Here is a 16,056-nt window from a genome sequence, read left to right as displayed (position 1 = left end):
CTTGATCGCTTTGACAGGTTCCGCCTGGCAGGTCAGCGGCGATTTCTGCTTCGCCGCGGCCGTCACCGGCGCCGCTCCACGCGCGCGTGGAGGGCCGTTTCCGTTCCGGCGTGTCCCGTCAGGCGCTCGGGAAGCGGCGCACGCCGGAGGGCGTCACCACGGCGTGCACGGGCTTGTCGTGCGCCTCCGCCGGGACCTGCGCGACGACCTCCGTGTCGTACAGCAGCACCACGAGCCGGGGACGTACGCCCGCGCGCTCCAGACGGGCCAGCACGCGGTCGTACGACCCTCCGCCGCGCCCGAGTCGCATCCCGCGCGCGTCGACCGCGAGCCCGGGCAGCAGGACGACGTCCGCGGCCGTCACGGCGTCCGGACCGAGACGCGCGCCGGAGGGTTCGAAAAGCGCCATCTTCCCGCCGTGTTGGACCCGCGCGAGGGAGCCCGGGCCGGCGTACTCGCCCCAGTCGAGGTCGTTGTCGGGCAGGAGCGCGGGGAGCAGCACCCGCACGCCTCGCGCGCGCAGTGCGTCCAGCAGGGCCCGGGTGCCGGGCTCGCTCCCCACGGAGACGTACGCCGCCACCGTGCGCGCATGCGCCAGCTCGGACAGCTCCAGGGCGCGCTCCGCCAGCGCGCGGCCCGTCTCGTCGACGTCATCCTCCGGCAACCTGTTCCTCACCGAGAGGAGCTCCCGCCGCAACATTCGCTTGTCAGGCTCGCTCGCGCGTCCGTCGTGTTTCACGGGTCGTTCTCGCACCCTTCTTGAATGCTGTCATAAAGGGTCAACCAGCCGGAGCCACAGATTCCCAACAAAGGCACCGGATAAGGTTGCGGGCATGACTCAGTCGCACCCCAGGATCAGTAAGGCTGTCATTCCCGCAGCAGGTCTCGGCACCCGGTTCCTGCCGGCCACGAAGGCCACTCCCAAGGAGATGCTGCCGGTCGTCGACAAGCCCGCGATCCAGTACGTGGTCGAGGAGGCCGTGTCGGCGGGGCTCGACGACGTCCTCATGATCACCGGACGCAACAAGCGTCCCCTCGAGGACCACTTCGACCGCAACTACGAGCTGGAATCGGCGCTCGAGAAGAAGGGTGACGCCGAACGGCTCGCGAAGGTGCAGGAGTCGAGCGATCTGGCGACCATGCACTACGTGCGCCAGGGCGACCCCAGGGGTCTCGGTCACGCCGTCCTGTGCGCCGCCCCGCACGTCGGCCACGAGCCCTTCGCGGTGCTCCTGGGCGACGACCTGATCGACCCGCGCGATCCGCTCCTGCAGCGCATGATCGAGGTCCAGGAGCAGCACGGCGGCAGCGTGATCGCCCTCATGGAGGTCGCGCCCGAGCAGATCCACCTCTACGGCTGCGCGGCCGTGGAGTCGACGGCCGACGGTGACGTCGTACGGATCACCGGCCTGGTCGAGAAGCCGGACCCGGCGGACGCCCCCTCGAGCTACGCGATCATCGGCCGTTACGTCCTCGACCCGCACATCTTCGACATACTCCGCAAGACCGAGCCGGGCCGCGGCGGCGAGATCCAGCTCACCGACGCCCTCCAGCAGCTCGCGACGGACGAGAAGGTCGGCGGACCGGTGCACGGCGTCGTCTTCAAGGGCCGCCGCTATGACACCGGCGACCGTGGCGACTATCTGCGTGCCATTGTCAGACTCGCGTGCGAACGTGAAGACCTGGGCCCGGACTTCCGGACCTGGCTTCGCAGTTACGTAGCCGAGGAGATGCAGCAATCTTGAGCAGCGCCGCGACCCGCCCCGCCGGCCAGGACGACCTGTGGTCGGTGGACGAGCACCTGGAGGACATCCTCTCGACCGTCCGCCCCCTCGAACCCATCGAGCTGCAACTGCTGGACGCCCAGGGCTGCGTCCTGGTCGACGACGTCACGGTGCCGGTGTCCCTGCCGCCGTTCGACAACAGCTCCATGGACGGGTACGCGGTGCGGGTCGCGGACGTGGCGGGCGCCAGTGAGGAGTTCCCGGCCGCCCTGGAGGTCGTCGGCGACGTCGCCGCGGGCGCGGCCCATCCGGTCCGGGTCGGCCCCGGCCAGGCCGCCCGCATCATGACCGGCGCCCCGCTGCCGCCCGGTGCCGAGGCCGTCGTGCCCGTGGAGTGGACCGACGGCGGACTCGGCGAGGGCCCGGTGAGCGGGATGCGGGCGCGCAGCCTGGCCCCCGAGGGCGCCCAGGGGGAGGTGCGCGTGCACCGCCCCGTCGAGGCACGCGCGCACGTGCGCGCCAAGGGCAGCGACGTGAAGGCCGGTGACCGAGCCCTGGAGGCCGGGACGATCCTCGGCCCGCCGCAGATCGCGCTGCTGGCCGCGATCGGCCGCGGCACGGTACGCGTGCGCCCGCGCCCGCGCGTGGTCGTGCTGTCCACCGGCAGCGAACTCGTGCAGCCCGGCGAGGAACTGGCCCACGGCCAGATCTACGACTCCAACAGCTTCGCCCTCACCGCGGCCGCGCGGGACGCAGGCGCCATCGCCTACCGGGTGGGCGCCGTCGCCGACGACGCCGAGACCCTCCGCTCCACCGTCGAGGACCAGCTCGTCCGCGCCGACCTGATGGTCACCACGGGCGGGGTGAGCGTCGGGGCGTACGACGTCGTCAAGGAGGCGCTGTCGTACGCCGGCGACGAGGACGAGGAGGGCAGCGGCGTGGAGTTCCGAAAGCTCGCCATGCAGCCCGGCAAGCCCCAGGGCTTCGGCTCCATCGGCCCCGACCACACACCGCTGCTGGCCCTGCCGGGCAACCCGGTGTCGTCGTACGTCTCCTTCGAGTTGTTCGTCCGTCCGGCCATCCGCACCCTGATGGGCCTCACGGACGTGCACCGGCCCCGTGCCCGGGCCACCCTGAGGACCGACAAGGCACTGCGCTCGCCCAAGGGGCGCCGGCAGTTCCTGCGCGGTGCCCACGGCGACGGCGAGGTGACCCCCGTGGGCGGCGCCGGCTCGCACCTGATCGCGGCGCTGGCGCACGCCGACGCGCTGATCGTCGTCCCCGAGGACGTGGAGTCCGTCGAGCCCGGCGCCGAGGTCGAGGTCGTCCTGCTCGGCTGAGGCACGCGCGCGTGAGCGTGCGAGGGGCCCGACGGGGGTCCTGGGCCGGTGCCTGCGCGGACATGGCGGTACCGTGTCGCGCACAACAGGCCCGCGCACCGCACTGCGCCGGGCCCGGACCGGGAGCGGCACACAGCATGACTGAGTCTTTCCGGGGGGAGACCCCCGGACCCCCTGCGCAGGACGGACTGACGCACATCGACGAGGCGGGCGCGGCCCGCATGGTCGACGTGTCCGGGAAGGACGTGACCGCGCGCACCGCCCGCGCCAGCGGCCGCGTCCTGGTCTCGCCGCGCGTGGTCGAGCTGCTGCGCGGCGAGGGGGTGCCCAAGGGGGACGCCCTCGCCACCGCGCGGATCGCCGGGATCATGGGCGCCAAGCGCACCCCGGACCTGATCCCGCTGTGTCACCCGTTGTCGGTGTCGGGTGTGAGACTGGACCTGTCGGTCGCGGACGACGCCGTGGAGATCCAGGCCACCGTGAAGACGACGGACCGTACGGGCGTCGAGATGGAGGCCCTCACCGCCGTGACGGTCGCCGCGCTCACCGTGATCGACATGGTCAAGGCGGTCGACAAGGGAGCGGTCATCACGGACGTGCGGGTGGAGCAGAAGACGGGCGGCAAGTCGGGCGACTGGAGCCGGGCATGACCTACCGGGCTCTGGTGGTCACCGCCTCCAACAGGGCTGCCGCGGGCGTATACGAGGACAAGGGCGGCCCCTTGGTCGCCGACGGCCTGAAGAGCCTCGGGTTCGACGTCGACGGCCCGCAGGTGGTCCCGGACGGGGACCCCGTCGAGGCGGCCCTGCGCGCGGGTGTCGGCGCCGGCTACGACGCCATCGTCACCACCGGCGGCACCGGGATATCGCCCACCGACCGCACACCCGAGGCGACCCGCGCGGTGATCGACCACGAGGTGCCGGGCATCGCGGAGGCCATCCGGGCGTACGGGCGGGGGAAGGTTCCGACCGCGGCGCTCTCCCGGGGCCTGGCCGGGGTGGCGGGCCGGACCCTGATCGTCAATCTGCCGGGCTCCACGGGCGGTGTGAAGGACGGCCTCGCCGTGCTGGAGCCGCTGCTGGTCCACGCCGTCGACCAGATCCGCGGCGGCGACCACCCCAGACCCAGCAGCGGGGGTGCGAGCTGAACAGCCCTTCCTGGCCTGTCGTGCTGGCGGACGGCGATGTCGTCCTCCGGCCGATAAGGCTGCGCGACCAGCGGGTCTGGCGCGAGGTGAACCGGCGCAACCGGGACTGGCTGCGCCCCTGGGAGGCGACGATTCCGCCGCCCACGCCGAGCGGGCCGATCGCGCACCGGCCGACCTACCGCCAGATGGTCCGGCACCTGCGGTCCGAGGCAACCGCGGGCCGGATGCTGCCGTTCGTCATCGAGTACCAGGGGCGGCTTGTCGGTCAGCTGACGGTCGCCGGGATCACCTGGGGGTCGATGTGCTCGGGGCACGTCGGCTACTGGGTGGACGAGGCGGTGGCCGGGCGCGGGGTGATGCCCACGGCCGTCGCGCTCGCGGTGGACCACTGTTTCCGCACCGTCGGACTGCACCGCATCGAGGTCTGCATTCGGCCCGAGAACCGGCCCAGTCGCCGGGTCGTGGAGAAACTCGGATTCCGTGAGGAGGGGCTCCGGCCGCGCTATCTGCACATCGACGGCGCCTGGCGCGACCATCTGGTGTTCGCGCTCACCGCGGAAGAGGTGCCCGACGGTTTGCTCGCGCGGTGGCAGCGGACACGCTCCCAGCAGCTGCGGCAGAAACCCCAGAGCACCGGAAATTGAATACGTGTTCGAAATTGATCGGTTGTTGACCGTCTCTGGGGCATTGAATTCCCACCTGGGACGGTCCACTGATCGCATGGGTCGCAAAAAAAGCTGGAAATATCAGCCAGATCGTGCGACACACCGGCCCAATTGGCGGATGGCCTCATGCAAACCCCTCTACGGTGTGAGATGTGAGCAGCAGCGGCCTGATCTACGCAGTCATTGTCGGGGCCTGGGCCGCCTACTTGGTGCCGATGTGGCTCCGTAGGCAGGACGAGCTGAACGAGGCCCGTCCAACGGAACGCTTCAGCACCGCCATCCGGCTGCTGTCCGGACGGGCGGGAATGGAGCGCCGGTACGCCAAGGACCTGCGGGCGCGCTCCGCCCAGGAGGGGGAGCCGGACACCGGCGACCCGGACGCCGCCACCGACTCGGTGGACGTCCGGGCCTTCGCCATGCCTCCGACCCGCCGTCAGGCGCACGCCGACGCCGAACCCGAGGCGTCCGGGAGGACGGAACCGGCACGAGAACACGGCGCGGCTCCGGCGCGCAACTCCGGCTCCGTACCCGCGCAGAAGCGAGTGCCGTCGGCGCGCCAGGCGTCCTCCGCACGAGCGTCCTCCGCGCAGGCGGCCGCAGCACGTGCCCGGCGCTCGAAGGTCCTCGCGCGCCGCAGGCGCACCACCGTGGTTCTCTTCCTCGCCTTCACGCTGGGTGCGATCGTCGCCGCCGTCGGCGGGCTCGCCTTCCTGTGGGCACCCGCCGGGCCGGCCGTGCTGCTCAGCGTGTACATCGCCCACCTGCGCTCCCAGGAGCGTCGTCGCTTCGCCTACCAGATGGACCGCCGGCGCGCCGAGATGGCCGCCCAGCGGCTGCGGGAGCGCGAGCGCCAGCCGCGCCGCCGTGCGCCCCTCGACGCGGGGCCCGGCGCGGACGAACCGGAGGAAGTCCCTCAGGCCCAGACGGACACCGGGCTGGCCGCACTCGCCGCGGACCGGCGCGCCCTGGTCGAGCAGACGGACCACGCCGAGTGGGTCGACCAGCAGCGCGAGCGGCAGCGGCGGCCCGGCGGGGACAGCTGGGACCCGGTCCCGGTGCCTTTGCCGACGTACGTGACCGCGCCGGTCGCGCCCCGTGCCACGTCCGACGTGGACCTGGGGGCGCCCGACACCTGGAGTTCGGCACGTTCCAGCTCGGTCGCGCCGGAGCACGAGGCGAGCCGCACGCCGGAGGCCGAGGCGGACGAGCAGGCGCCGGCGTCCGGGGACAAGCCGGCCGACGGCCGCAGTGACGCGCGCCGCACGGCCTCCGCACGCCGGTCGCGCGAGCGCGGGCGCACCCCCCTCTTCGATCAGTACGAGGACGGCGACCGCCCGCGCGCGGCCAACGAGTGACGCCCACCACACTTCCGGAAGGCGCGCTGACCAGTCAGGGAACGGATTTCCAAGCACCCCGATCGGGATGCTAAAGTTTCACTCGTTGCAAGGGCCTGTGGCGCAGTCCGGTAGCGCACCTCGTTCGCATCGAGGGGGCCAGGGGTTCAAATCCCCTCAGGTCCACGCAGCATGAAGCCCCAGTCGGCGAAAGCCGACTGGGGCTTCATCGTGTCTACAGCTTCTTCGCGAAGCAGCGGCTCTCCTCGTGGTGGCGGTAGTAGCCGAACTTGGTGCACGGCTCGTAGCCGCTCGCGGTGTACAGGGCGATGGCCTCCGGCTGCTTGGTCCCGGTCTCCAGGACCATGCGGACACGGCCGGCCATGCGTGCGTCCTCCTCCAGGGCGGCGAGGATCCGGCGGGCCAGGCCGCGGCCGCGCAGCTCCGCTATGACGAACATCCGCTTCAGCTCGGCGTCGCCGTCCTCGTTGCCCTCCCCGTTGCGATCCTGGCTGCGCCAGCCGCCGGTGGCCACGGGGCGGTCGAACTCGTCGTACGCGATCAGATAGACGCCGCGGGGAGGGTCGAAGTCCGTCGTGTCGAGGACGGTGGCGTCGCCGTCGTCGCCGTACCGCTCGGCGTACTCGGCCTGGACCTCGTCGTTGAGCTTCACGGCGTCGGGGTGATCGAAACGAACGCGACGTATAATCATGCTGAGTATCGTACTTCTATGCAGGTCGTGGGACCTCGGGCTTTGAGGACCCCGACCAGTGTGCCGGTATCGTGCCGGGGTGCTGACTGTGACCTCGGTTAACGTGAACGGGCTGCGAGCCGCCGCCAAGAAGGGCTTCGTGGAGTGGCTCGCGCAGACAGAAGCGGACGTCGTCTGCCTGCAGGAGGTGCGCGCCGAGCCGCACCAGCTGCCCGGGGAGGTGCGGCAGCCCGACGGCTGGCACGTCGTGCACGCCCCCGCCGCCGCCAAGGGCCGTGCGGGCGTCTCCCTCTACACCCGACGCGAGCCCGACCGCGTCCGGGTCGGCTTCGGCTCGGCCGAGTTCGACGGCAGTGGCCGCTACGTCGAGGCCGACCTGCCCGGCGTCACGGTCGCCTCCCTCTATCTGCCCTCCGGCGAGGTCGGCACCGAGCGGCAGGACGAGAAGGTCCGCTTCATGGGCGAGTTCCTCGCCCACCTCGAGACGCTGCGCGAGCGGGCCGCCGCCGACGGGCGCGAGGTGGTCGTCTGCGGCGACTGGAACATCGCCCACCAGCAGTCCGACCTCAAGAACTGGCGCGGCAACACCAAGAACTCCGGCTTCCTGCCCGAGGAGCGGGAGTGGCTCGGCCGGGTGTTCACGGCGGAGGACGGCGGCTACGTCGATGTCGTACGGGCCCTGCACCCGGACGTCGAGGGCCCGTACACCTGGTGGTCGTACCGGGGGCGGGCCTTCGACAACGATTCGGGTTGGCGCATCGACTACCAGGTCGCCACGCCCGGTCTCGCGGGGAAGGCCGTCAAGGGCTTTGTGGAGCGCGCGGCCACGCACGCCGAGCGCTGGTCCGACCACGCGCCCGTGACCGTCGTCTACGACCTCTAGCCCCGCTTGCTGATCCGCCGGTCCAGCGCGAGCGACAGTTCCGCCTCCACCACGCTCCGGGCCAGCGGGCGCAAGCGGTGGAGGTCCTCCTCGGTGGCGTGGCGGAGGATCAGGTCGGTGAAGAGCTCGGCCAGGGCGTCGGCGTGTTCGCGGACGCGGGCGCCGGCGGTGAGGACCTCGGCGAGCGGGATGCCCTCGCGGACCAGGGCGGAGGAGACGTCCAGCAGGCGGCGGCTGATGTGGACGATCTCGTCGCCGTCCGTGCCCAGGTAGCCCAGTTCCATGGCGGCGGCCAGGTTCTCGGGGGTGACCTCGCCCTCGAAGCGGGCGGCGAGTTCCTCCGGGGTGAGGCGGACCGGCTCCTCCTCGGTGGGGGTCCCGATGCCGAGCAGGTCGGCGACGTTGCGGCCCTGGTCGAGGGCCTCCGCGAGTTCCGCGATGCCGTTGAGGGTGTGGCCGCGCTCCAGCAGGGCGGCGATGGTGCGCAGACGGGCCAGGTGGTGGTCGTCGTACCAGGCGATACGGCCCTCGCGGCGGGGCGGCGGGATCAGCTTGCGCTCGCGGTAGAAGCGCAGCGTGCGCACGGTGATGCCGGCCAGTCGCGCCAGCTCCTCCATGCGGTACTCGCGCCGTGCCCGCGGCCGTACCTCCGGGTGTTCTGCCGGGTGTTCTGCGTCCTCTGCCACGCCCGCAGCCTATGTTGTACCGCCGGTAACTTTCCTTCCCCCGACCCCTACCGCTCGGTACGGGGCTGCTCTACAGTCCCATTGCGCCAGTGTTCACTGGCAGAGTCCAAGGCGATGCGTGGAGGCTTCGGGATGGCCGAGCACGAGCATGTACGGGTGGCGGTGATCGGGTCCGGGTTCGGCGGCCTGGGGGCCGCCGTGCGGCTGCGCCGCGAAGGGATCACCGATTTCGTCGTCCTGGAGCGGGCGGACAGCGTCGGCGGCACCTGGCGGGACAACAGTTACCCGGGGTGCGCCTGTGACGTGCCCTCCCACCTCTACTCCTTCTCCTTCGCGCCCAACCCCGAGTGGCCGCGCACCTTCTCCGGGCAGGAGCACATCCGCGCCTACCTGGAGCACGTCACCGACCTCTTCGGACTGCGCCCGCACATCCGCTTCGACTCCGAGGTCAAGCTGATGAGCTGGGACAACGAGCACCTGCGGTGGAACATCGAGACCACGCGCGGGTCACTCTCCGCCGACGTCGTCGTCTCCGCCACCGGGCCGCTGTCCGACCCGAAGATCCCCGAGATCCCGGGCCTCGCGTCCTTCCCGGGCCAGGTGTTCCACTCCGCCCGCTGGGACCACGACTACGACCTGCGCGGCAAGCGCGTCGCGATGGTCGGCACCGGCGCCTCCGCCATCCAGATCGTGCCCTCCATCCAGCCGCAGGTCGGCCGGCTCACCCTCCTCCAGCGCACCCCGCCCTGGGTGATGCCCCGCATGGACCGCGCCATCAGCGGCGCCGAGCGCCGGCTGCACCGGGCCCTGCCCTTCACCACCCAGCTCAGGCGCGGCCTGCTGTGGGGCATCCGGGAACTGCAGGTCCAGGCGTTCACCAAGCACCCCGACGAACTCGGCCTGGTCGAGCAGCTCGCCAGGCGCAACATGGCCCGCGCCATCAAGGACCCGGCCCTGCGCGCCAAACTCACCCCCGACTACCGCATCGGCTGCAAGCGGATCCTGCTGTCCAGCGCGTACTACCCGGCGCTGGCCAGGCCGAATGTGGACGTCGTCGCCAGCGGGCTCAGCGAGATCCGCGGGTCGACCGTTGTCGCGGCGGACGGCACCGAGGCCGAGGTCGACGCGATCATCTTCGGTACGGGCTTCCACGTCACGGACATGCCGATCGCCGAGCGGGTGGTCGGGGCGGAGGGCGTCACCCTCGCCGAGTCCTGGAAGAACGGCATGCAGGCGCTGCGCGGAGCCGCGGCCCCCGGGTTTCCGAACTGGATGACGATCATCGGGCCCAACACCGGCCTGGGGAACTCCTCCATGATCCTCATGATCGAGTCCCAGCTGAACTACATGGCCGATTATCTGCGGCAACTGGACGTCCTGGGGGTCCCCCCAGGCCCTCAAGGCACTGGGGGAGGCCGTACGGCCCTCGATGCCCGGCCCACGGCCGTCGAGGACTGGAACCGCAAGGTCCAGGAGCGCATGAAGCGCACCGTGTGGAACACCGGTGGCTGCACCAGCTGGTACCTGGACGCGAGCGGCCGCAACACCACCATCTGGCCCGGCACGACGTCCGAGTTCCGGCGCGCGACCCGGCGGGTGGACCTGGGGGAGTACCTGGTCATCCGCAAGACCGGCAAGACCGACGGCAAGCCGGCCGGTACGGCCGTACAGAAGGCCGAAAGGGCCGCAGAGAAGACGGTGGCCGCCGTGCCGCAGAGCGAGGGCGCCGCATGAGCCGGCTCGCCTCCGTGACCTCCGGACCGTACGCCCCGCCCACCCCCTCCCGCGAACTCACCGTCGTCTCCGCCGACGGCGCGCGGCTGCATGTCGAGGTGCACGGCCCCGAGAACGCGCCGCCCGTCGTTCTCTCCCACGGCTGGACCTGCTCGACCGCCTTCTGGGCGGCGCAGATACGGGACCTGGCGACCGACCACCGCGTGATCGCGTACGACCAGAGGGGGCACGGGCGCAGTCCCGCGAGCCCCGCGTGCACCACCCACGCGCTGGCGGACGACCTGGAGGCGGTGCTCGCGCAGACGCTCGCTCCCGGGGAGAAGGCGCTGATCGTCGGCCACTCCATGGGCGGCATGACCGTCATGGCCGCGGCCACGCGCCCCCGCTTCCGTGACCACGCCGCCGCCGTCCTGCTGTGCAGCACCGGCAGCGCGCGACTGGTCGCGGAGGCGCGCGTGCTGCCGCTCGGCGCCGGGCGCGTACGCACCTGGATCACCGGGCGCATTCTCGGCTCGCGCGCCCCGCTCGGCCCGGTCACGCCGGTCGCGAAGCGCATCCTCAAGTACGCCACCATGGGCGCCGGTTCGGCCCCGCACATGGTGGAGGCGTGCGCGCGGATCGTGCACGCCTGTCCGCGCGCCGTACGTCACGCCTGGTCGCGCGTGCTCGAGGCGCTCGATCTCGACCACGGCGTACGGGAGTTGCACGCGCCCACCGCGATCGTGCACGGCGCGTCCGACCGGCTCACGCCCCCCGTGCACGCCCGCGCGCTGGTCGCCGCGCTGCCGCACTGCGTCGGCCTGACCGAGCTGGCAGGCGTGGGCCACATGACCCCGATCGAGGCTCCCGACCTGGTGACCGGGCGGATCCGGGAACTCGTCACCACATACGTCACCGTCACGGGGGCCGATCCCGAGGACGAGCACGGTTCCACCCCGGCGCAGATCAAGGAGGGCGCATGAGCAGGGTCAGCCTCGAAGGACAGGTCGCGGTCGTCACCGGAGCGGCGCGCGGGGTCGGTGAGCTGCTGGCGCGCAAGCTCTCCGCGCGCGGCGCGAAGGTCGCGTTGGTCGGCCTGGAGGAGGAGGCGCTCAAGGACGTCTCCTCGCGCCTGCACAGCGACAGCGCCTACTGGTACGCCGACGTCACCGACCACGAGACGATGAGCCGGGTCGCGCAGGAGGTGAAGGCGCGGTTCGGGAAGGTCGACATCGTGGTCGCCAACGCCGGTGTGGCGACGGGCGGTCCGTTCATCGACTCCGATCCGCAGGCCTGGCGGCGGGTGATCGAGGTCAACCTGATCGGTTCGGCGGTGACCGCGCGGGCGTTTCTGCCGGTGCTGGTGGAGAGCCGAGGCTATCTGCTCCAGGTCGCCTCGCTCGCCGCGATCACCCCGGCGCCGATGATGACGGCGTACTGCGCGTCCAAGTCGGGCGTGGAGGCGTACGCGCACAGTCTGCGCGCCGAGGTCGGCTACCAGGGCGTGCGCGTCGGGGTCGCGTACCTGTCCTGGACCGACACCGACATGGTGCGCGGCGCCGACCAGGACGACGTCATGCGCGAGCTGCGGCAGCGGCTGCCGTGGCCGTCCAACAAGACCTACCCGCTGGGCCCGGCGGTGGACCGGCTCGTCGCCGGGATCGAGCGGCGCTCGGCGCATGTGTACGGGCAGTGGTGGCTGCGCGGCATGCAGGGCGTGCGCGGCTATCTGCCGGCGCTCATCGGGACGGTCGGGCAGCGCGAGATGAAGCGGTTCGCGCCCCGTCTTCAGGGGATGCGTTCCGGACTCGTCGGTGCAGGTGGGGCGGCCGACGAGGCTGCCCGCGCTACACACCGTAACTGATCCACATGCGTTCCGTGGTCGCCCGTGTGAATCTGGTCGAGGCCCCACTGAGGGGCCGAATTCTCCACCTCACCCACCACGGGAGTGAACCCACATGGGTATGAAGGACAAGGCCAACGACTGGCAGGAACAGGGCAAGCAGAAGCTCGGTGAGGCCCGTGAGCGGGCCGGCCAGCGTGGCCAGCAGCAGCCCCAGCGTGGCCAGCAGCCGCCGCAGCGTGGCCAGCAGCCGCCGCAGCGTGGCCAGCAGCCGCCGCAGCGTGGTCGCGAGAACATGCGCGACATCGAGGACACGGAAGCGGAGATGGAAGACCGCTTCGACCGGGACTACGACGCGTAGTCGCTGCGCTCGGCTTTGGCCGGTTCGGCGTGGGGCGCCCTTTTTCGTGGAGGGCGCCCTGCGCTTTTGCTCGGGGTCGTTTCGGTGCTTTGTCGGGTGCGGGTGCGTGGTGGCTTGTCGCGCCCACGCGGCGGAGCCGCATATCAGACACGGCCCCGCGCCCCTTGAGCACGTACTCCTCCTCGATTTGTCCCCCGTCAATCGGCCCGTGGTGGCAGATCGGGGCGGGAGCGGTTGGGGACCTCGCTGTAGTCGGGGGGGATGGCGGCCGGGTTGGATTCCAGGAGGTCCAGGGCGAGTTGGACCGCGTCGGTCAGTTGGGCGTGGCGGCCTTCCGCCCAGTCCAGGGGGGTGCGCATGATCTCCAGGTCGGGGGTGACGCCGTGGTTCTCCACGGACCAGCCGTAGGCGTCGAACCAGGCCGCGTTCATCGGGACCGTGATGACGGTGCCGTCGCCCAGCCGGTGCCGGCCGGTCATGCCGACCACGCCGCCCCAGGTGCGCTGGCCTACCACCGGGCCGAGTTTCAGCAGCTTGAAGGCGGCCGTGATCATGTCGCCGTCCGAGGAGGTCGCCTCGTCGGCGAGGGCGACCACCGGACCCCTCGGTGCGTTCGAGGTGTACGACACCGGTTGCGCGTCCCGCGTCAGGTCCCAGCCCAGGATCGTCCGGGTCAGCTTCTCGATGACGAGTTCGCTGATGTGCCCGCCCGCGTTGCCGCGCACGTCCACGATCAGGGCGGGCCTCGACACCTCCATGCGCAGGTCGCGGTTGAACTGGGCCCAGCCGGAGCCGCCCATGTCGGGGATGTGCAGGTAGCCGCACTTGCCGCCGCTGAACTCCCGTACGACCTCGCGGCGTTTGGCGACCCAGTCCTGGTAGCGCAGCGGCCGTTCGTCGATGAGCGGGACGACGGCGACCCGGCGGGCCCGGCCCGGCTCGCCTTCCGCCGGGAGGAACGTCAGCTCCACGGTCGTACCTCCGGAGCCGGCGAGCAGCGGATACGGACCGGTCACCGGATCGACCGGGCGGCCGTCGACGTGGGTGAGGATCGCGCCCTCGCGGATGCCGGTGCCGGCCAGCGGTGAGCGGGCCTTGGAGTCGGAGGAGTCGCCGGCCAGGACGCGTTTGACGATCCAACCCTCCTCACGGCGTACGAAGTTGGTGCCGAGCAGGCCCTGCCAGCGCTGGTAGTGGGGCGGGCCCTCGTTGCGGCGGGCGGCGGTGACGTAGGCGTGCGAGGTGCCCAGTTCGCCGAGGACCTCGCGCAGGAGATCGGCGAACTCGTCGGGGGAGGCGACCCGTTCGACGAGGGGACGGTACTGGTCGAGCACCGCGTCCCAGTCGATGCCGCACATGCCCGGGTCCCAGAAGTAGCCGCGGATGATCCGGCCCGCCTCGTCGAAGGCCTGGCGCCACTCGGCGGGCGGGTCGACCACGTGAAGGATGCGGCGCAGGTCGATCCAGACGGTCGTGTCGCTGTCGCCCATCTCCGTGGAGGGCACTGCGCGCAGGTCGCCCTCGTCCACCAGGACCAGCCGGGTGCCGTCGCCGCTGACCGCGAACCAGTCCAGGTGGTCGACCAGTTCGGACTTCTTCGCCTTGCTGATGTTGAAGTACTCCAGGGTGGGACGGCCGCTGATGTCGGCCGGGTTGGCGAAGGTCTCGCCGAGCGCGCCGGAGATCGGCCAGCGCAGCCAGACCAGTCCGCCGCCGGCGACCGGGCGCAGCGCGGAGTACTTGGAGGCGATCACCGGGAACGGCGTGACCCGCATCGCCAGGCCCTCCACCTCCACGGTCACCGTGCCGGTCTCGCCCGTCTCCTCCTCCTCGACGGGGTCGAGCCCGCCGGCCGCCGGACGGCCCTCGGGGTTCAGGGCGAAGGGGGAGGGGGTCGCCGAGTTCAGCGGCACGAGGTACGGGCGGCAGCCGAGCGGGAAGGACAGGTCACCGGTGTGGACGTCGTAGACCGGGTCGAAGCCGCGCCAGGAGAGGAAGGCGAGATAGCGGCCGTCGCGGGTGAAGACGGGGTTCTCGTCCTCGAAGCGGCCGTTGGTCACGTCCACGATCAGCCGGTCCTTGATGCGGGCCAGCTTGATCTGGCGCAGGGAGCGGCCGATGCCCGGATGGGACCAGGTGAGCCAGGCGCCGTCCGGGGAGAAGGCGAGGTCGCGCACGGGGCCGTTGATGGACCGGATCAGCTCGATGACCCGGCCTCCGGCGGCTTCGGCGGGCGCGGTGCCCTGGTCTTCGGCGGCTTCCCCGGCTCCACTGTCCTGTTCGTCGGCGGTCTCGTCATCGCTGCTCGTGGCGCCTTCGGCGGCGCCTCCCGCAATCTCCCCCTCCCCCTCCTCCGCCACGTCGATCAGCAGCAACCGCCCGTCGTGCGAGGCGACCGCCAGCCGTTCGCCCTCGGGATCGGAGACCATCTCCAGGACACGGCCCATCAGGCCGGAGGCCGGCCGGCGCGGCGCGCGGTCGCCGGTCGCGCGGGGGAGCTGGGCGACCTCGACGGCGTCCTCGCCCTCGGCGTCCGTCACATACGCCACCTGGCCGGTCGTGCCCAGCATCTCCGGCAGCCGTACCCGTACGCCGGGCGTGTCGGTGATCGTGCGGGCGGGGCCGTCGCGGTGGGTGAGCCAGTACAGGCTGCCGCGTACGACGACGGCGCTGGCCCGGCCGGTCTCGTCCACGGAGATGCCGTCGACGTTCTGCGCGGCCGGCACGTGGTAGCGGCGGCGCCCGGTGGCCGGCCCGGCCAGGCGGATGTCCAGCTTGCGCGGTACGGCGCCCGGGGAGAAGTCGTCCACGAGCCACAGGTCTCCCGCGCACTGGTAGACCACCCGCGTGCCGTCGCACGCGGCGTGCCGGGCGTAGAAGGCGTCGTGATCGGTGTGGCGGCGCAGGTCGGTGCCGTCGTACGCGCAGGAGTAGAGGTTGCCGACGCCCTCGTGGTCGGAGAGGAAGGCGATGCGGCCCGCGACGAACATGGGGCAGGCCAGATGCCCGTCGATGTCCGGCAGCAGGCGTTGCCCGTGCAGCCAGAGGCGGCCCATGGCGCCGCCCCGGTACCGCTTCCAGGAGGCCGGCTCGTGCGGCGGGGTGCCGGTGAGCAGCAGGGTCTTGTGGACGCCGTCGATGTCGGCGACCTGGATGTCGGCGACCGGGCCCCAGGGCAGCTTGCGGCCGGGGTCGCCGGCGGTGGTCACCTTGTAGGCCCAGGTGAAGTACGAGAAGGGCTCGCCGTGGGAGGCGACGGCGAGGATGTCGCACTTCCCGCCCTCGTCCGGGGGCGTCCAGCCGCAGACCTGTGTGTCGGTGCTGCCCCAGTACGTCAACTGCCGCGCGGGGCCGCCCTCGACGCCGACGAGGTGGATCTCGGGGACGAGACTGCGCCAGCTGGTGAAGGCGATCAGGTGGCCGTCGGGCGAGAAGCGCGGGTGCCCGTCCTTCGTACGGTCCGCCGTGAGCCGCCAGGCCCGGCCCGGGTCGTCGAGTGGGGCCAGCCAGACGTCGTCCTCGGCCACGAAGCACACCAGGTCACCGTTGAGGTGGGGAAAGCGCAGATAGCTCACCCTCCCCATGCTTTTCCGCCCGCTGGGGCCCAGCAACTTGTGCGGCCCTCACGGCCGCGGACTTATGCGCCCC

Annotated in this window: 15 protein-coding genes and 1 tRNA gene; 12 read left to right on the top strand and 4 right to left on the bottom strand. The window is 71.6% G+C overall.

Annotated elements, in window-relative coordinates; translation table 11 throughout:
* Window positions 1-118 precede the first annotated feature (118 nt).
* A complete protein-coding gene (locus AB0M27_RS32115; protein ID WP_365726937.1) occupies window positions 119-700 on the bottom strand; it encodes a 5-formyltetrahydrofolate cyclo-ligase in 582 nt (193 codons plus the stop codon).
* Window positions 701-833: 133 nt separating this feature from the next.
* On the opposite strand from AB0M27_RS32115, the gene galU reads away from it, so the two are divergent.
* From galU to AB0M27_RS32080, 7 genes are all read left to right on the top strand, one after another.
* Window positions 834-1,745 carry a UTP--glucose-1-phosphate uridylyltransferase GalU gene (gene galU / locus AB0M27_RS32110; RefSeq protein WP_365726935.1) on the top strand — a complete coding sequence of 304 codons (912 nt, stop codon included), beginning with the start codon at window positions 834-836 and terminating at the stop codon, window positions 1,743-1,745.
* Window positions 1,742-3,064, top strand: a complete 1,323-nt coding sequence (glp, locus tag AB0M27_RS32105; protein ID WP_365726933.1) for a gephyrin-like molybdotransferase Glp — start codon at window positions 1,742-1,744, stop codon at window positions 3,062-3,064. Before galU ends, glp begins: the two co-directional genes overlap by 4 nt.
* 137 nt (window positions 3,065-3,201) lie before the next feature.
* Window positions 3,202-3,714, top strand: coding sequence for a cyclic pyranopterin monophosphate synthase MoaC (moaC, locus tag AB0M27_RS32100; protein ID WP_365726927.1), 513 nt, complete (start codon window positions 3,202-3,204; stop codon window positions 3,712-3,714).
* Window positions 3,711-4,211 (top strand): MogA/MoaB family molybdenum cofactor biosynthesis protein, encoded by a 501-nt coding sequence (locus AB0M27_RS32095; RefSeq protein ID WP_365726926.1) that lies wholly within the window; start codon window positions 3,711-3,713, stop codon window positions 4,209-4,211. Before moaC ends, AB0M27_RS32095 begins: the two co-directional genes overlap by 4 nt.
* Window positions 4,212-4,231: 20 nt before the next feature.
* Window positions 4,232-4,855 (top strand): GNAT family protein, encoded by a 624-nt coding sequence (locus AB0M27_RS32090; RefSeq protein ID WP_365726924.1) that lies wholly within the window; start codon window positions 4,232-4,234, stop codon window positions 4,853-4,855.
* A gap of 173 nt (window positions 4,856-5,028) precedes the next feature.
* Window positions 5,029-6,231, top strand: coding sequence for a gephyrin-like molybdotransferase receptor GlpR (gene glpR / locus AB0M27_RS32085; RefSeq protein WP_365726922.1), 1,203 nt, complete (start codon window positions 5,029-5,031; stop codon window positions 6,229-6,231).
* Window positions 6,232-6,322: 91 nt separating this feature from the next.
* A tRNA-Ala gene (locus AB0M27_RS32080) sits at window positions 6,323-6,396 on the top strand.
* A gap of 49 nt (window positions 6,397-6,445) precedes the next feature.
* On the opposite strand, the gene AB0M27_RS32075 is transcribed toward AB0M27_RS32080, so the two are convergent.
* Window positions 6,446-6,922, bottom strand: coding sequence for a GNAT family N-acetyltransferase (locus AB0M27_RS32075; RefSeq protein ID WP_365726920.1), 477 nt, complete (start codon window positions 6,920-6,922; stop codon window positions 6,446-6,448).
* A gap of 79 nt (window positions 6,923-7,001) precedes the next feature.
* Here AB0M27_RS32075 and AB0M27_RS32070 point away from each other — a divergent pair, with 79 nt between their 5' ends.
* Window positions 7,002-7,805, top strand: a complete 804-nt coding sequence (locus AB0M27_RS32070; protein ID WP_365726919.1) for an exodeoxyribonuclease III — start codon at window positions 7,002-7,004, stop codon at window positions 7,803-7,805.
* On the opposite strand, the gene AB0M27_RS32065 is transcribed toward AB0M27_RS32070, so the two are convergent.
* Entirely contained in the window at window positions 7,802-8,422 is a 621-nt protein-coding gene (locus AB0M27_RS32065; protein WP_365726945.1) for a MerR family transcriptional regulator, read from the bottom strand. The two genes, AB0M27_RS32070 and AB0M27_RS32065, sit on opposite strands and share 4 nt — an antisense overlap.
* Before the next feature lie 201 nt (window positions 8,423-8,623).
* On the opposite strand from AB0M27_RS32065, the gene AB0M27_RS32060 reads away from it, so the two are divergent.
* The 4 genes from AB0M27_RS32060 (at window position 8,624) to AB0M27_RS32045 (ending at window position 12,408) form a co-directional block, all read left to right on the top strand.
* Window positions 8,624-10,225: an NAD(P)/FAD-dependent oxidoreductase gene (locus AB0M27_RS32060; protein ID WP_365726917.1), complete on the top strand. Its 1,602-nt coding sequence runs from the start codon at window positions 8,624-8,626 to the stop codon at window positions 10,223-10,225.
* The gene (locus tag AB0M27_RS32055; RefSeq protein ID WP_365726915.1) at window positions 10,222-11,187 is read left to right on the top strand and encodes an alpha/beta hydrolase; all 966 of its coding nucleotides are present in this window, start codon (window positions 10,222-10,224) and stop codon (window positions 11,185-11,187) included. Before AB0M27_RS32060 ends, AB0M27_RS32055 begins: the two co-directional genes overlap by 4 nt.
* On the top strand, window positions 11,184-12,068 hold the full coding sequence (locus tag AB0M27_RS32050) for an SDR family oxidoreductase (RefSeq protein ID WP_365726913.1): 885 nt from the start codon (window positions 11,184-11,186) through the stop codon (window positions 12,066-12,068). The genes AB0M27_RS32055 and AB0M27_RS32050 overlap by 4 nt, the downstream gene beginning before the upstream one ends.
* Before the next feature lie 94 nt (window positions 12,069-12,162).
* Window positions 12,163-12,408 (top strand): hypothetical protein, encoded by a 246-nt coding sequence (locus tag AB0M27_RS32045; protein ID WP_365726910.1) that lies wholly within the window; start codon window positions 12,163-12,165, stop codon window positions 12,406-12,408.
* Between the two features lie 197 nt (window positions 12,409-12,605).
* On the opposite strand, the gene AB0M27_RS32040 is transcribed toward AB0M27_RS32045, so the two are convergent.
* A complete protein-coding gene (locus AB0M27_RS32040) occupies window positions 12,606-15,983 on the bottom strand; it encodes a S41 family peptidase (protein WP_365726908.1) in 3,378 nt (1,125 codons plus the stop codon).
* Window positions 15,984-16,056 lie beyond the last annotated feature (73 nt).

This window comes from Streptomyces sp. NPDC052107, assembly GCF_040680215.1.
In the GTDB taxonomy this organism is placed as follows: Bacteria; Actinomycetota; Actinomycetes; order Streptomycetales; family Streptomycetaceae; genus Streptomyces.
The sequence above is the reverse complement of the archived record's forward strand: the minus strand, read 5'-3'. Positions and strand labels throughout refer to the sequence as shown.

Excerpts from the sequence above, each read along its gene's own strand:
- AB0M27_RS32115 (WP_365726937.1), bottom strand. The coding sequence starts at position 700 with ATGTTGCGGCGGGAGCTCCTCTCGGTGAGGAACAGGTTGCCGGAGGAT.
- galU (WP_365726935.1), top strand. The coding sequence starts at position 834 with ATGACTCAGTCGCACCCCAGGATCAGTAAGGCTGTCATTCCCGCAGCA.
- moaC (WP_365726927.1), top strand. The coding sequence starts at position 3,202 with ATGACTGAGTCTTTCCGGGGGGAGACCCCCGGACCCCCTGCGCAGGAC.
- AB0M27_RS32095 (WP_365726926.1), top strand. The coding sequence starts at position 3,711 with ATGACCTACCGGGCTCTGGTGGTCACCGCCTCCAACAGGGCTGCCGCG.
- AB0M27_RS32075 (WP_365726920.1), bottom strand. The coding sequence starts at position 6,922 with ATGATTATACGTCGCGTTCGTTTCGATCACCCCGACGCCGTGAAGCTC.
- AB0M27_RS32065 (WP_365726945.1), bottom strand. The coding sequence starts at position 8,422 with ATGGAGGAGCTGGCGCGACTGGCCGGCATCACCGTGCGCACGCTGCGC.
- AB0M27_RS32060 (WP_365726917.1), top strand. The coding sequence starts at position 8,624 with ATGGCCGAGCACGAGCATGTACGGGTGGCGGTGATCGGGTCCGGGTTC.
- AB0M27_RS32055 (WP_365726915.1), top strand. The coding sequence starts at position 10,222 with ATGAGCCGGCTCGCCTCCGTGACCTCCGGACCGTACGCCCCGCCCACC.
- AB0M27_RS32050 (WP_365726913.1), top strand. The coding sequence starts at position 11,184 with ATGAGCAGGGTCAGCCTCGAAGGACAGGTCGCGGTCGTCACCGGAGCG.
- AB0M27_RS32045 (WP_365726910.1), top strand. The coding sequence starts at position 12,163 with ATGGGTATGAAGGACAAGGCCAACGACTGGCAGGAACAGGGCAAGCAG.